At 71.0% G+C, this 14,908-nt stretch carries 10 protein-coding genes and 1 riboswitch; of the genes, 4 read left to right on the plus strand and 6 right to left on the minus strand.

Translation table 11 applies throughout. From position 1 onward, the window contains the following. Positions 1–158: 158 nt before the first annotated feature. Positions 159–1,169: a polyprenyl synthetase family protein gene (locus B9W62_RS16025; RefSeq protein WP_087807800.1), complete on the minus strand. Its 1,011-nt coding sequence runs from the start codon at positions 1,167–1,169 to the stop codon at positions 159–161. 738 nt (positions 1,170–1,907) lie between these two features. Next, positions 1,908–2,075: riboswitch (cyclic di-AMP (ydaO/yuaA leader) on the plus strand. A 4-nt stretch (positions 2,076–2,079) separates the two neighbouring features. Here B9W62_RS16025 and B9W62_RS16030 point away from each other — a divergent pair. Next, positions 2,080–2,571, plus strand: a complete 492-nt coding sequence (locus B9W62_RS16030) for a transglycosylase SLT domain-containing protein (protein ID WP_087807801.1) — start codon at positions 2,080–2,082, stop codon at positions 2,569–2,571. Between the two features lie 82 nt (positions 2,572–2,653). Here the strand turns inward: B9W62_RS16030 and B9W62_RS16035 are convergent, their stop codons facing one another. Next, a complete protein-coding gene (locus B9W62_RS16035) occupies positions 2,654–3,463 on the minus strand; it encodes an HAD family hydrolase (protein WP_087807802.1) in 810 nt (269 codons plus the stop codon). 348 nt (positions 3,464–3,811) lie between these two features. Between B9W62_RS16035 and fahA the strand changes: the two genes are divergently transcribed. Together fahA and B9W62_RS16045 are read left to right on the plus strand one after the other, a co-directional pair. Then, positions 3,812–5,065: a fumarylacetoacetase gene (fahA, locus tag B9W62_RS16040; RefSeq protein ID WP_087807803.1), complete on the plus strand. Its 1,254-nt coding sequence runs from the start codon at positions 3,812–3,814 to the stop codon at positions 5,063–5,065. A gap of 337 nt (positions 5,066–5,402) precedes the next feature. Continuing rightward, entirely contained in the window at positions 5,403–6,341 is a 939-nt protein-coding gene (locus B9W62_RS16045; RefSeq protein WP_087807804.1) for a M56 family metallopeptidase, read from the plus strand. A gap of 418 nt (positions 6,342–6,759) precedes the next feature. Here B9W62_RS16045 and recQ read toward each other — a convergent pair whose 3' ends face one another. Continuing rightward, the gene (gene recQ, locus B9W62_RS16050) at positions 6,760–8,790 is read right to left on the minus strand and encodes a DNA helicase RecQ (protein ID WP_087807805.1); all 2,031 of its coding nucleotides are present in this window, start codon (positions 8,788–8,790) and stop codon (positions 6,760–6,762) included. A gap of 232 nt (positions 8,791–9,022) precedes the next feature. Between recQ and B9W62_RS16055 the strand changes: the two genes are divergently transcribed. Then, positions 9,023–9,622, plus strand: a complete 600-nt coding sequence (locus B9W62_RS16055; protein WP_087807806.1) for a Uma2 family endonuclease — start codon at positions 9,023–9,025, stop codon at positions 9,620–9,622. Positions 9,623–9,698: 76 nt separating this feature from the next. Here B9W62_RS16055 and nuoN read toward each other — a convergent pair whose 3' ends face one another. Genes nuoN through nuoL form a run of 3 tightly spaced genes read right to left on the minus strand, consistent with a single transcriptional unit; the run spans position 9,699 to position 14,895 of the window. Further along, on the minus strand, positions 9,699–11,357 hold the full coding sequence (gene nuoN, locus B9W62_RS16060; RefSeq protein ID WP_087807807.1) for an NADH-quinone oxidoreductase subunit NuoN: 1,659 nt from the start codon (positions 11,355–11,357) through the stop codon (positions 9,699–9,701). Next, complete coding sequence (locus B9W62_RS16065) at positions 11,354–12,925, minus strand: NADH-quinone oxidoreductase subunit M (RefSeq protein ID WP_087807808.1); 1,572 nt, start codon at positions 12,923–12,925, stop codon at positions 11,354–11,356. Before B9W62_RS16065 ends, nuoN begins: the two co-directional genes overlap by 4 nt. A 5-nt stretch (positions 12,926–12,930) precedes the next feature. Beyond that, complete coding sequence (nuoL, locus tag B9W62_RS16070) at positions 12,931–14,895, minus strand: NADH-quinone oxidoreductase subunit L (RefSeq protein ID WP_087807809.1); 1,965 nt, start codon at positions 14,893–14,895, stop codon at positions 12,931–12,933. Positions 14,896–14,908 lie beyond the last annotated feature (13 nt).

The raw sequence follows: 14,908 nt of genomic DNA on the forward strand, positions 1-14,908 counted from the left end.
GGCGCGTCACGGGCGGCGCGTCATGGGCGGCGCGCAGCGAATGGTGCGACGGACGACACCGGCAGACACCTGCCGGCACTGGCAGACAGCCGACGGCACCGGCAGACAGCTGACAGCAACGGCAGACAGCCGACGGCTCGTGACGGGCCGCCGAGCGGTCAGCCGGCCCGGTGGACCACCGCGTCGCACAGCTCGATCAGCGAGGCCTTCGCGTCGCACTCCCGCAGCGGGGCCAGCGCGGCCCGGGCGTCCTTGGCGTACCGGACGGTGTCCCGGCGGGCCTGCTCCAGCGCGGGGTGCGCGCGCAGCAGGCGCAGCGCCTCGGCGTGCCGCGCGTCGTCGCTCAGGTCGGAGTCGAGCAGCTCGCACAGCGCGAGGTCCTCGGCGAGCCCCAGCCGGGCCGCCCGCTCACGCAGCCGCAGTACGGGCAGGGTGGGGATGCCCTCGCGCAGGTCCGTGCCGGGCGTCTTGCCGGACTCGTCGGAGTCGGAGGCGATGTCCAGGACGTCGTCCGCGAGCTGGAAGGCGACACCGAGCCGCTCGCCGTACTGGGTCAGCACGTCCACCACCGTCTCGTCGGCGCCGGACATCATCGCGCCGAACCGGCAGGAGACCGCCACCAGCGAGCCCGTCTTGCCGCCCAGCACGTCCAGGTAGTGGTCGACCGGGTCGCGGCCGTCCTGCGGGCCGGCCGTCTCCAGGATCTGGCCGGTGACCAGCCGCTCGAACGCGAGGGCCTGGACCCGGACGGCCTCGGGACCGAGGTCGGCGAGGATCTGCGATGCGCGGGCGAACAGGAAGTCGCCGGTGAGGACCGCGACCGAGTTGCCCCAGCGGGTGTTCGCACTGGGCACGCCGCGCCGCACGGCGGCCTCGTCCATCACGTCGTCGTGATACAGCGTGGCGAGGTGGGTCAGCTCCACGACCACGGCCGAGGGCACGATCCCGGGGGCGTAGGGGTCGCCGAACTGGGCCGAGAGCATCACCAGCAGCGGCCGGAACCGTTTCCCGCCGGCCCGCACCAGGTGCTGGGCGGCCTCCGTGATGAACGGCACCTCGCTTTTGGTTGCCTCGAGCAACCCTTCCTCGACAGCAACCAATCCGGCCTGGACATCGGCTTCCAGAGCCTGGTCCCGCACGCTCAGCCCGAACGGCCCGACGACGGTCACGAGGGGTCTCCTGTCTGCTGGTGTCTACTGGCGATTACCCGGCGATTACCTGGTTTGTCGATAGGTCGCTGCCACCACTCAAGTCAGCGTATCCGGTCACGTTTCGATCACCGCTAGCGCCCACCGTTACAGGCTGGTCGGTATCGGATCATGAACGGTATGTTTTTGATCAGGTGATATGAGCAGATTTCGGTTGACATCGCCGGAGGGCCAGAGAACAAGGGGAGCCGGACCCGGAGGGCGGACGGAGCAGAAACCGCCACCGAAGATCCCATCACTCCTCCCAACGGCCCGCACTTCGAGAACGTCACCCGATCGACACGCGCACCCACCCCCTGCCACGCCGGTTCACGCGCGCGCCCCGGCGGGTACGGCCACCCCCTTCCCGGCCACCCGCTCCCCACTCGCTTCCCTCCCCTCGCCGCTCGACACTCGAAGCCGTCGCCACCCGCGGCCGGTTGACGCACAGTTGAGGCTAATGCCCGTTTTGCGGTGCTTGTTTAAGCCAGTGAGTTGGCTCACTTCGAGCCACCTGCGAGCAACCCCGCCCGAACCTGTGCCCCGCCTTTGCCCCGCAAGCCAGTTGGGACGTGGCAACAGCAAAGGATCAAGAGCCTCAAACACCTCAGACCATGGTCAACAGGCGCGTTGGGTGATTCCTGCACTTGTTCCGGACATGTGCTCTCGCATACGTTCCCGGCCTGTCGGGCGGACGCCGAATCCTGCCACCGCCCGTCGCACAGTCATCCACCAACACACTCGCCGGCAGGAGCGGGGGACCCAGGTAAGTCGCCGCGCCGGTCACCACCGGAGCGGCTCGGGGTGAAGCCGTACCCGTCAGGGCGCGGCCGGGCACCTCCCCGCCCGAACCCGACAGCTCACCTCGTAGGCGTAAGGAGAGGGACACCGCATGTCTGCCAACGGTCAGAACCGTCACGCCCGCACCAGCCGCCTCGCCCGGAAGCTCGCCGTGGCCGGCGCCGGTGCCGCGGTGCTCGCGCTGCCGCTCATCGGCGCCAGCACCGCCTCCGCGGCCACCCCGGCCGCCGCCACGACCGCCACCACGGCGGCCACGGCCTACCCGGACAACCTCGACGGCTGGATCCGTGAGTCGCTCGACATCATGGCCCAGCACGGCATCCCCGGGACCTACGAGGGCATTCACCGCAACATCATGCGGGAGTCCTCCGGCAACCCGCTCGCCATCAACAACTGGGACATCAACGCCATCAACGGCACCCCGTCCAAGGGCCTGCTCCAGGTGATCGACCCGACCTTCCAGGCGTACCACGTCGAGGGCACCTCCTGGGACCCGTACGACCCGGTCGCCAACATCACCGCCGCCTGCAACTACGCGGCCGACCGCTACGGCTCGATGGACAACGTCTTCAGCGCGTACTGAGCCGTACCGCCGCGGTGGCGCACCATGCGGTGAAGCACCATGTGGTGGCGCACCATGTGGTGGCGCACCATGGGGTACCGCCTCACGCGGTACCGAAGATCCGCTCGAGGACGACGGCCACGCCGTCGTCCTCGTTCGTCGTGGTGACCTCGTCCGCCACCGCCTTGAGTTCGGGGTGGGCACCGGCCATGGCGACGCCGTGGGCCGCCCAGTGGAACATGGGGATGTCGTTGGGCATGTCCCCGAAGGCGATCGTCCGCCGCCGCCCCACACCCAGGCGCTCGGCGGCCAGCGCCAGGCCGGTCGCCTTGGTGATGCCGCAGGGCTGGAGCTCCACGGTGCCGGGCCCCGACATGGTGACCGTCGCGAGGGAGCCGACCACCGCGCGCGCCGTCCCCGCCAGTTCGTCGTCGGTCAGCTCGGGGTGGCGGAGCAGCACCTTGCTGATCGGCGTGGACCACAGCTGCTCGCGACGCTCGACGCGCACCGCGGGCAGTGTCGGGTGGGGCATCAGGTAGCCCGGCTCGATGAGCGTCAGCCCGTCGACGCCGTCCTGGTCGACGGCGGCGTGCACCTGTCCCACCTCGGCCTCGATCTTGCCGAGCGCGGTCTCGGCCAGCTCCCGGTCGAGGGTGACCGACCACAGCATCCGGTGCGCACCGGCGTCGTACACCTGCGCGCCCTGCCCGCACACCGCGAGTCCCGTGCAGCCGAGCCGGTCGAGCAGCGGGCGCACCCGGGGGGCCGGCCGCCCCGTCACCACCAGGTGGCGCGCACCCGCCCCGGCGACCCTCGCCAGCGCGGCCAGCGACCGGTCGGAGACGGTGTCGTCGCCGCGGAGCAGCGTGCCGTCCAGGTCGGTGGCGACGAGTGAATATGCGGTGCGGTCCATGATCAGAGAATACGGACACCGCACCCCTCCGACTCACCCGTGACCGCTTCCGAACGAGGGCGTGGTGAGTGCGTTCGAACCCGGCCGCCGATGCACGCGAACGCCCGGTCAGGTCCCACAACCTGACACATCATCGGCTGGAGCGGGTTCAGGGCCTCAGCGCCGTTCGGCGACACCACGACCTGCCGGACACTGCCTCCTGCCGCACTGCCCAAGACCGGTAGGTCACCCGTAACGTGTGGCCCGACCACGTGTCACACCACGCACACCGATCGCGTGGCACACCGATCGCGTGGCACACCGGCGCGCACGGCGCACATGGCGAGCACGAAAGCGAGGCAGCACCCGATGCCCCCCTTCGATGTCCCCGAGGGTGACCCCTTCGGCCCGCACAACCTTCCGTACGGCGTGTTCTCGATCCCCGGCTCGTCCGACGGGCCGAACCGGACGGACCGGACGGACCGTACGGTGGGCGTCCGGCTCGGCGACCACGTCCTCGACGCGGGCGCGGCGGCCCACGCGCTCGGCTCGCCGTACGCGTCCCTGCTCGCCCAACCCACCCTCAACCTGCTGCTGGCGGCCGGACGCACGGCGTGGTCGGACGTGCGGCGCGCGCTGACGGCGTGGGTGACGGTCCCCTCCCACCGCGAGGTCCTGGAGCCGTTCTTCCATCCGCTGTCGTCGGTGACCCTGCACCTGCCCTTCGAGGTCGCCGACTACGTCGACTTCTACGCCTCCGAGAACCACGCCCGCAACGTCGGCCAGATCTTCCGCCCCGATGCCGCGGACTCCCTCACCCCGAACTGGAAGCACCTCCCGATCGGCTACCACGGACGCTCCGGCACGGTCGTCGTGTCCGGCACGGACGTCGTCCGCCCGTCTGGGCAGCGCAAGGCACCGGCCGACGCCGCTCCCGTCTTCGGCCCGTCCGTCCGCCTCGACATCGAGGCCGAGGTCGGCTTCGTGGTGGGTGTGCCGTCCGAGATGGGCAGTCCGGTGGCGCTCGGCGACTTCCGCGAGCACGTCTTCGGGCTCTGCCTGCTCAACGACTGGTCCGCGCGGGACGTCCAGGCCTGGGAGTACGTCCCCCTCGGCCCGTTCCTTGGCAAGTCCTTCGCCACGTCGGTGTCGGCCTGGATCACGCCGCTGGACGCGCTGGAGGAAGCGCGGGTCGCCCCGCCGGAGCGCACGCACGAACTGCTGCCCTACCTGGACGACACGGACGCCGACCAGGACGGCCCCGGCGGCTACGACCTGCGCATCTCCGTCGCCCTCAACGGCCACGTCGTCTCCGAGCCGCCGTTCTCCACCATGTACTGGACGGCCGCCCAGCAGTTGGCCCACATGACGGTCAACGGCGCGTCGCTGCGCACCGGCGACCTCTACGGCTCTGGCACGGTGAGCGGGTCGGCCGAGCGGGAGCGGGGTTCGCTGCTCGAACTGACCTGGAACGGCCGCGACCCCCTGGAACTCCCCGACGGCAAGCGGACGTTCCTGGAGGACGGGGACGTGGTGACGCTCTCGGCCTGGGCCCCGGGGCCGGACGGTGTCCGGGTGGGCCTGGGAGAGGTGACCGGGCGGGTGGTCGGACGGAGCGTCTGACCTGGCCCGGGAGGCCCCGGGAGGCGTGTACGGGGACACGTGCGGCCGGGCGGTTCCTTCCGACGGGAGGTTCGGCGCGGCCGGGAAGTTCCGCGCGGCCGGAGGCTTCCGTGTAGCCGTGAAGTTCCGCGCGGCCCGGCCGCGTGCCGCCGGGGAGTCCGTGCGACCGGCTGGTGGGGGCACGCACGCGGAATCCGATGCCCGCCGACCCCTGACTCACACCGCCCGGCCCCGTCATACTGGCGTCGGGCGGTGTGCGCACGGCCCGACGCAGCACAGCACAGCCCCTGTACCGCCAGAGCCGCCCATCCTTCGACCAGGATCCGGAGCCAGTGGCATGACCGTCTGCCTGCTCCTGCTGTTCGTCGTCGCCGTGACCGCCGCGGTGCCGGTGCCGCGCGCGCTGACCCGTTCCGCATGGCCCGAACGGGACCCCGTGGTCGGACTGTGGGTGTGGCAGTGCCTGGTCGCCACCGTGCTGCTGTGCTGTCTGACGGCTCTCGTCCTGGGTGCCGCCGCCGTCTTCGGGACCGTCCGCGCCCAGGTCTTCGCACCGGCGCCGCCCGCGGTGACCGCGGCGTACAACCTCTCCGCCGGCCCGGTCTGGGCGGCCGTCCTCACCCTGCTGCTGGCGGCGGGTGCCGCCTGGACGACCGCGATGCTCGCGCGTGAACTCGTCGAGGCCCGCCGTCGGCGCGCCCGGTCCCGCGCCCATCTGCGCGAGCGCGCCCCCGACCTGCCCGCCGGACTCCCCGCCGCCCGCGGGCCCCTGCTGGTCCTGGAGGACGAGTATCCGGACGCCTGGTGGATGCCCGGGAATCCGCCGCAGCTGATCGTCACCACCGGCGCCCTGCACCGCCTCACCGACCATCAGCTGGACGCCGTCCTCACCCACGAGCGCGGCCACGCCCGGGCCCGCCACGACTGGCTGCTGCACCTGTCGACCGCCCTGGCCACCGGATTCCCGAGCGTCCCGCTCTTCGCCCACTTCTGCGACCAGACCCACCGGCTGGTCGAGCTCTCGGCCGACGACACCGCCTCCCGGCGCTGCGGTCACCTGACCACCGCGCTGGCACTGATCGAGCTGAACCAGCACCGCGGCGTCCTCTCCTGCGCCTCCAGCCACCGGCTCCTCGGCGAACGGGTCGACCGTCTCCTGGAGCCCCGGCCCCGCCTGCCCCGCCGTCACCGCGCGCTGACGACGGCAACGGCCGCCCTGGTCCCCCTCCTCCCCCTCCTCATCACCTTCGCCCCGGGCCTGACAGCCCTGGCCTAACGGCATCCGCCTCCCGGCTGGGCAGTCGCCCCCGCCCGTAGCAGCGGGCAGTCGCGCCTCCTCCCCCCAATGCTTGAGCGGCCTAAGCGGCTGACCGAGGACGCCGCCCCCTGGTCCGCGGCGTCGCCCTCCGGCCCTGGGCTGCCCGACCCTCCCGGCGCGGCCCTGGCAGACACGGGCTGCCTGGCCCTCCCTGGCCGCCCTGGCAGACACGGGCTGCCCGGTCTCCCTCACAGCCCGTGCGTTCACCGCGCTGCCCGGCCCCGCCCGGCAGGTGCGGGCGGGCCCGGCCACCGCCGAGGACCGCCGGACGGCACTGGCGACCGTCACCGGCGACACGGACGCCGACGTCAGGGCGTACGCGACGCGGGCGTGGTGGCTCCAGGGACGGACACGGAGGCTCCCCTGCGGCGAGTCCCTATATCCAGTCCTCCGGCTCGGGCTCCGGCTCGTGCTCGGGCCAGTCGTCCGCACCGCCGTGCGCACCGGTCCCGGTGCCCGGCCCGTCCGACGGAGCGGGCGCCTGGGCGGACGCGGGCGCCGAGGCGGAGCCCGGTCCCTCCAGTCCGGCCAGCACCCCGACCACGCCCTCCCCGTACGTCGTCAGCTTCTTCTCACCGACCCCGCTGATGCCGCCGAGCTGTGCCACCGAGGTGGGCCAGACGGTGGCGATCTCCCGGAGGGTGGCGTCGTGGAAGATGACGTACGCCGGGACGCCCTGCTCACGGGCCTGTTCCGCGCGCCAGGCGCGCAGCGCCTCGAAGGCGGGGACCAGCTCCGCCGGCAGCTCGGCCGCGGCCGCCTTCGCCTTGCGGTCGCTGCGTCCACCGCTCGCCGACCTGGCCGCCGCGGGCTTCTTGGGCTCCTTGCGCAGCGGCACCTCACGCTCGCGCCGCAGGACCTCGCCGCTGGTGTCGGTCAGCACCAGCGTGCCGTACTCCCCCTCGACCGCGAGCAGGCCCTGGGCCAGCAGCTGCCGGGCGACGCCCCGCCACTCGCCCTCGGTCAGCTCCTCGCCGATGCCGAATACGGAGAGCTGGTCGTGGTCGAACTGGATGACCTTGGCGGTGCGCTTGCCCAGCAGGATGTCGATGATCTGCCCGGCGCCGAACTTCTGCCCGCGCTCCCGCTTCAGCCGCACCACCGTCGAGAGCACCTTCTGCGCGGCGACCGTGCCGTCCCAGGTCTCGGGCGGGGTCAGGCAGGTGTCGCAGTTGCCGCAGGCGGACGCGTCCGGGTCCTGTCCGAAGTAGGCAAGGAGCTGCCCCCGACGGCACCGGGCGGTCTCGCACAGGGCGAGCATGGCGTCCAGGTGGGACTGGGCCCGGCGGCGGAACGCCTCGTCGCCCTCGCCGGACTGGATCAGCTTGCGCTGCTGTATGACGTCGTTGAGGCCGTACGCCATCCACGCCGTGGAGGGCAGGCCGTCCCGCCCCGCTCGGCCGGTTTCCTGGTAGTAGCCCTCCACCGACTTCGGCAGGTCCAGGTGGGCGACGAACCGCACGTCGGGCTTGTCGATGCCCATGCCGAACGCGATGGTCGCCACGACCACCAGGCCCTCCTCGCGCAGGAACCTCGACTGGTGCGCCGCGCGGGTGCCCGAGTCCAGACCCGCGTGGTAGGGCACCGCCTCGACGCCGTTGCGCGAGAGGAACTCGGCGGTCTTCTCGACCGAGTTGCGCGAGAGGCAGTACACGATGCCCGCGTCGCCGACGTGCTCCTCCCGCAGGAAGCTCAGGAGCTGCTTCTTGGGGTCGGACTTCGGCACGACCCGGTACTGGATGTTGGGCCGGTCGAAGCTGGCCACGAAGTGCCGCGCCGCCGGCATGTGCAGGCGCTCGGTGATCTCGCGGTGGGTGGCGTCGGTGGCCGTCGCCGTGAGTGCGAGCCGGGGTACGTCCGGCCAGCGCTCGCCCAGCAGCGACAGGGAGAGGTAGTCGGGCCGGAAGTCGTGGCCCCACTGGGAGACGCAGTGCGCCTCGTCGATGGCGAACAGGGAGATCTTGCCGCGGGAGAGCAGGTCGAGGGTGCTGTCCAGGCGCAGCCGCTCGGGTGCCAGGTACAGCAGGTCCAGCTCGCCGGCCAGAAACTCGGCCTCGGTCACGCGCCGCTCGTCGAAGTCCTGCGTGGAGTTCATGAACCCGGCCCGCACGCCGAGCGCCCGCAGCGCGTCGACCTGGTCCTGCATGAGCGCGATCAGCGGCGAGACCACTATGCCGGTACCCGGCCTGACCAGGGACGGGATCTGGTAGCACAGGGATTTTCCGCCGCCGGTCGGCATGAGCACCACGGCGTCGCCGCCGGCGATCACGTGCTCGACGATCGCCTCCTGCTCGCCGCGGAAGGCGTCGTACCCGAAGACCCGGTGCAGGGTGGCCAGCGCCTCGCTGTCCCCGTCCCTCACCTGCGCCGTCTCTGCCATCTCGCCGATCACGCCCGTCCCGCCCATCGTCTGGTCCCCCGTACGTACTACCTCGCCCGTCCGGCCTGTCTGGTCCGTCCTGCCCCGACCACTGCCTCAACGATAGGGGTCCGCGCCGACAGCCCGGGAGTTATCCACAGGCCGCCCGGCACCGCCCGCGTCAAGGACACGACGATCGTTCACACGTTCGCGGGGGACCCGCCTGATTCCGGCGGATAGTCTGATTGCACCCGCGAGACTCCGTCCCATGGGAGCACTGATGAGCGTCTCACCGAAGGCGTCCACCCCCGACTGGCCGACTCCGCCGGAGGGCGGCTGGACCGCGGACGACCTGGACCGGCTTCCGAACCTGCCTCCGCACACGGAGCTGATCGACGGGAGCCTGGTCTTCGTGAGTCCGCAGACTCTTTTCCACTCACGCGCTGTCGACTTCTTCAACTGGCAGCTCCAGTCCCTCGCGCCAGAGGAGTTCGAGGTCATCCGCGAGTTCACCATCGACATCGACCGGCAGAACCGGCCCGAGCCCGATGTGATCGTCGTGCGAGGCGACGTGGTGGACGACCCGGAGCAGACCCGCTACCCCGCCGAGGCCGTCACCCTGGCCGTCGAGGTCGTCTCCCCCGAATCGGTCTCCCGCGACCGCGAGACCAAGCCCCTGAAGTACGCCCGGGCCGGCATCGCCCACTACTGGCGGGTGGAGAACGAGAAGGGCCTCGCCGTCGTCCACGCCTTCGAGCTGGAGCCCACCACCGGCGCCTACACCAGCGTCGGCATCTTCCGCGAGCGCATGAAGGTGAGCGCGCCCTTCCCGATGGACCTGGATCTGACCGCCGTCAAAGCGCGCCGCGGCGGCGAGTAGCCCCGGCACAGACGGCTGTGGTCCGGCACCCCTGAGAAGGGTGCCGGACCACAGCCGCAACGCCGCAAGCGCAGCGTCAGCGCACGAACACCCCCGCCTGACCCGCCAGGTCCAGGAAGTACTGCGGCGCCACACCGAGCACCACCGTGACGGCCACGCCCACGGCGATCGCCGTCATCGTCAGTGGTGACGGCACCGCGACGGTCGGGCCCTCCGCGCGCGGCTCGCTGAAGAACATCAGCACGATCACCCGGATGTAGAAGAACGCGGCGATCGCGGACGAGATCACACCGATCACGACCAGCGGGGCCGCGCCGCCCTCCGCCGCCGCCTTGAACACGGCGAACTTCCCCGAGAACCCGGAGGTCAGCGGGATACCGGCGAAGGCCAGCAGGAATACCGCGAAGACCGCCGCCACCAGCGGGGACCTGCGGCCGAGCCCCGCCCACTTCGACAGGTGCGTCGCCTCGCCGCCCGCGTCGCGCACCAGAGTGACGACCGCGAAGGCGCCGATCGTGACGAAGGAGTACGCGGCCAGGTAGAAGAGGACGGACGAGATGCCCTCCGGCGTGGTCGCGATGACACCGGCGAGGATGAAGCCCGCGTGCGCGATCGACGAGTACGCCAGCAGCCGCTTGATGTCGGTCTGCGTGATCGCGACGATCGCGCCGGCCAGCATCGTGACGATCGCCACGCCCCACATCACCGGCCGCCAGTCCCAGCGCAGGCCGGGCAGAACGACGTACAGGATGCGGAGCAGGGCGCCGAAGGCGGCCACCTTGGTCGCCGCCGCCATGAAGCCGGTCACCGGGGTCGGCGCGCCCTGGTACACGTCCGGCGTCCACATGTGGAACGGCACCGCGCCCACCTTGAACAGCAGGCCCATGACGATCAGCGCGGAGCCGACGAGCAGCAGCGCGTCGTTGCCCATGGTGTCCGCGAGCGCCGGGGTGACGTTCTGGACGGTGCCGTCGACGACCTGGGCGATCGTGCCGTACGACATGGAGCCCGCGTAGCCGTAGAGCAGGGCGATGCCGAACAGGGTGAACGCGGAGGCGAAGGCGCCGAGCAGGAAGTACTTGACCGCCGCCTCCTGCGACATGAGCCGCTTGCGGCGGGCCAGCGCGCACAGCAGGTACAGCGGGAGGGAGAAGACCTCCAGTGCCACGAAGAGCGTCAGCAGGTCGTTGGCCGCCGGGAAGACCAGCATGCCGGCGACGGCGAAGAGGAGGAGCGGGAAGACCTCCGTCGTGGTGAAGCCGGCCTTGACCGCCTTCTGCTCGCTCTCGCTGCCCGGGACGGCGGCCGCCTGCGCGGCGAAGGAGTCGACGCGGTTGCCGTGCACCTCCGGGTCGAGGCGCCGCTCGGCGAAGGTGAACAGGCCGACCAGGCTGGTCAGCAGGATGGTGCCCTGGAGGAACAGGGCCGGTCCGTCGACGGCGACGGCGCCCATGGCCGCGATCCCGGCCTTGGTCGTGCCGTATCCGCCCGCCGCGAGGGCGACGATCGCCGCGAACGCCGCGATCAGGGCCACGGCGGACACGAACATCTGCGCGTAGTAGCGGGACCTGCGCGGCACGAAGGCCTCGACCAGGATGCCGATGATCGCCGCGCCGAGGACGATGAGGACGGGCGACAGCTGCCCGTACTCGATCTTCGGCGCGTCGATCTTGGCGATCGGGTCGGCCGCCGTCGCCGCCGTTGTCCACAGGCTGTGGACGGCTGTTGCGCTCACTTGGCCGCCTCCACCTCAGGCTGGGGGTCCTTCTTGTGTACGTCGGACATGGTCTGCTCCACCGCCGGGTTGACGATGTCCGTCACGGGCTTCGGGAAGACGCCCAGGAAGATCAGCAGCGCCACCAGCGGTGCCACCACCACCAGCTCGCGCACCCGCAGGTCGGGCATCCCGCTCACCTCGGCCTTCACCGGGCCCGTCATCGTCCGCTGGTAGAGGACGAGGGTGTAGAGCGCGGCGAGGACGATGCCGAGGGTGGCGATGATGCCGATGACCGGGTAGCGCGTGAACGTGCCGACCAGGACCAGGAACTCGCTGACGAAGGGCGCCAGGCCCGGCAGTGAGAGGGTCGCGAGGCCGCCGATCAGGAAGGTGCCGGCCAGGATCGGGGCCACCTTCTGGACACCGCCGAAGTCGGCGATGAGCCGCGAGCCGCGCCGCGAGATCAGGAATCCGGCGATCAGCATCAGCACGGCGGTCGAGATGCCGTGGTTGACCATGTACAGCGTGGCGCCGGACTGGCCCTGGCTGGTCATCGCGAAGATGCCCATGATGATGAAGCCGAAGTGCGAGATCGACGCGTAGGCGATCAGCCGCTTGATGTCGCGCTGACCGACCGCGAGCAGCGCGCCGTAGATGATGCTGATGACCGCCAGGACCAGGATGACCGGCGTCGCCCACTTGCTGGCCTCCGGGAAGAGCTGGAGGCAGAAGCGGAGCATCGCGAAGGTGCCGACCTTGTCGACGACCGCCGTGATGAGCACGGCGACCGGCGCGGTCGCCTCCCCCATGGCATTGGGCAGCCAGGTGTGCAGCGGGAACAGCGGCGCCTTCACCGCGAAGGCGAAGAAGAAGCCGAGGAAGAGCCAGCGCTCGGTGCTGGTCGCCATGTCGAGCGAGCCGTTGGCCCGCGCCTCGGCGATCTCGGTGAGCGAGAAGTTCCCGGCGACCACGTACAGGCCGATCACCGCGGCCAGCATGATCAGACCGCCGGCCAGGTTGTAGAGGAGGAACTTGACCGCGGCGTACGACCGCTGGGTCGCCGCCGTCTTCTCACCGTGCTCGTGCGCCCGGTCCCCGAAGCCGCCGATCAGGAAGTACAGCGGGATCAGCATGGCTTCGAAGAAGATGTAGAAGAGGAAGACGTCGGTGGCCTCGAAAGAGATGATCACCATCGCCTCGACGGCCAGGATCAGGGCGAAGAAGCCCTGCGTCGGCCGCCACCGGCTGCTGCCGGTCTCCAGCGGGTCGGCGTCGTGCCAGCCCGCGAGGATGATGAACGGGATCAGCAGGGCGGTCAGCGCGATCAGCGCCACCGCGATGCCGTCCACGCCCAGTTCGTACCGGACGCCGAAGTCCGCGATCCAGGAGTGGGACTCGGTCAGCTGGTAGCGGTCGCCGTCGGGGTCGAAGCGGACCAGGACCGCGACGGCCAGCGCGAGCGTGGCCAGCGAGACCAGCAGCGCCAGCCACTTGGCCGCGGTGCGTTTCGCGGCCGGCACGGCTGCCGTGGCGATCGCCCCGACGGCCGGGAGGGCCGCCGTGACTGTCAGCAGGGGAAAGGACATCGGTATCAGACCGCCCTCATCAGCAGGGTCGCGGCGACGAGGAGCGCCGCACCGCCGAACATCGAGACCGCGTACGAGCGCGCGAAGCCGTTCTGCAACTTGCGCATCCGCCCGGACAGGCCGCCGACCGAGGCCGCCGTGCCGTTGACGACTCCGTCGACCAGGGTGTGGTCGACGTAGACCAGGGAGCGCGTGAGGTGCTCGCCGCCGCGGACCAGGACGACGTGGTTGAAGTCGTCCTGGAGCAGGTCGCGGCGGGCGGCCCGGGTGAGCAGCGACCCGCGCGGGGCGACGGCCGGGACCGGACGGCGCCCGTACTGCGCCCAGGCGAGGGCGACGCCGATGACCATGCAGGCCACCGTCGCCCCGGTGACCGTACCGGCGCTGATCGGCGCGTCGCCGTGGCTGTGCCCGGTGATGGGCTCCAGCCAGTGCAGGAAGCGGTCACCGATGCTGAAGAAGGCACCGCCCGCGACCGATCCGACGGCCAGCACGATCATCGGGATCGTCATGAGACCCGGCGACTCGTGCGGGTGCGGCGGCTCGTAGGCGCCGCGCGTCTCGGCGGCGGGCTCCACGTCGGGCTTGGCCGGCGACGGCGTCGGGGCGTTGCGCCAGCGCTCCTCGCCGAAGAACGTCATCAGCATCACGCGCGTCATGTAGTACGCGGTGATGGCCGCGCCCAGCAGGGCGCAGGCGCCGAGGATCCAGCCCTCGGTGCCGCCCTTGGCGAACGCCGCCTCGATGATCTTGTCCTTGGAGAAGAAGCCGGACAGGCCCGGGAAGCCGATGATGGCGAGGTAGCCGAGGCCGAAGGTGACGAAGGTGACTGGCATGTACGTGCGCAGTCCGCCGTAGCGGCGCATGTCGACCTCGTCGTTCATGCCGTGCATGACGGAGCCGGCGCCGAGGAACAGCCCGGCCTTGAAGAAGCCGTGCGTCACCAGGTGCATGATCGCGAAGACGTAGCCGATGGGGCCGAGGCCCGCGGCGAGCACCATGTAGCCGATCTGCGACATGGTCGAGCCGGCCAGTGCCTTCTTGATGTCGTCCTTGGCGCAACCGACGATGGCACCGAACAGCAGCGTGACCGCGCCGACGATGGTGACCACCAGTTGCGCGTCCGGCGCGCCGTTGAAGATGGCGCCGGAGCGGACGATCAGGTAGACGCCCGCCGTCACCATGGTCGCGGCGTGGATGAGGGCCGAGACCGGGGTCGGGCCCTCCATCGCGTCGCCGAGCCAGGACTGCAACGGCACCTGGGCGGATTTGCCGCAGGCGGCGAGCAGCAGCATCAGGGCGATCGCGGTGAGCTTGCCCTCGTCCGCCCCGCTCGCGAGCCCGGCCTCCCCGTGGCCGCCGAGCACCGGCCCGAAGGCGAAGGTGCCGAACCACAGGAACATCAGCATGATCGCGATGGACAGGCCCATGTCGCCGACGCGGTTGACCAGGAAGGCCTTCTTCGCGGCGGTGGCGGCGCTGGGCTTGTGCTGCCAGAAGCCGATCAGCAGGTAGGAGGCGAGACCGACGCCCTCCCAGCCGACGTACAGCAGCAGGTAGTTGTCGGCGAGGACGAGGATCAGCATCGCCGCGAGGAACAGGTTCAGGTAGCCGAAGAAGCGGCGGCGGCGCTCGTCGTGCTCCATGTACGCGACCGAGTACAGGTGGATGAGCGAGCCGACACCGGTGATCAGCAGGACGAACGTCATCGACAGCTGGTCGAGCCGGAAGGCGACGTCGGCCTGGAAGCCCTCCACCGGGATCCAGCTGAACAGGTGCTGCGTCAGGGTGCGGTCCTCGGCGCCGCTGCCGAGCAGGTCGGCGAAGAGGACGACGCCGATCACGAAGGACACGGCGGCCAGCAGGGTGCCGATCCAGTGGCCGACGCGGTCCAGCCGGCGTCCGCCGCACAGCAGGACGACCGCTCCGAGCAGGGGCGCCGCCACCAGCAGCGCAATCAGGTTCTCCACGTTTCAGCAGCCC

This window comes from Streptomyces sp. CS113, assembly GCF_002188365.1.
GTDB classification, from domain to species: domain Bacteria; phylum Actinomycetota; class Actinomycetes; order Streptomycetales; family Streptomycetaceae; genus Streptomyces; species Streptomyces tendae.

Coding starts and splice junctions, on each gene's coding strand:
- B9W62_RS16065 (WP_087807808.1), bottom strand. CDS start 12,925: ATGTCCTTTCCCCTGCTGACAGTCACGGCGGCCCTCCCGGCCGTCGGG.
- fahA (WP_087807803.1), top strand. CDS start 3,812: ATGCCCCCCTTCGATGTCCCCGAGGGTGACCCCTTCGGCCCGCACAAC.
- B9W62_RS16055 (WP_087807806.1), top strand. CDS start 9,023: ATGAGCGTCTCACCGAAGGCGTCCACCCCCGACTGGCCGACTCCGCCG.
- B9W62_RS16035 (WP_087807802.1), bottom strand. CDS start 3,463: ATGGACCGCACCGCATATTCACTCGTCGCCACCGACCTGGACGGCACG.
- B9W62_RS16030 (WP_087807801.1), top strand. CDS start 2,080: ATGTCTGCCAACGGTCAGAACCGTCACGCCCGCACCAGCCGCCTCGCC.
- B9W62_RS16045 (WP_087807804.1), top strand. CDS start 5,403: ATGACCGTCTGCCTGCTCCTGCTGTTCGTCGTCGCCGTGACCGCCGCG.
- recQ (WP_087807805.1), bottom strand. CDS start 8,790: ATGGGCGGGACGGGCGTGATCGGCGAGATGGCAGAGACGGCGCAGGTG.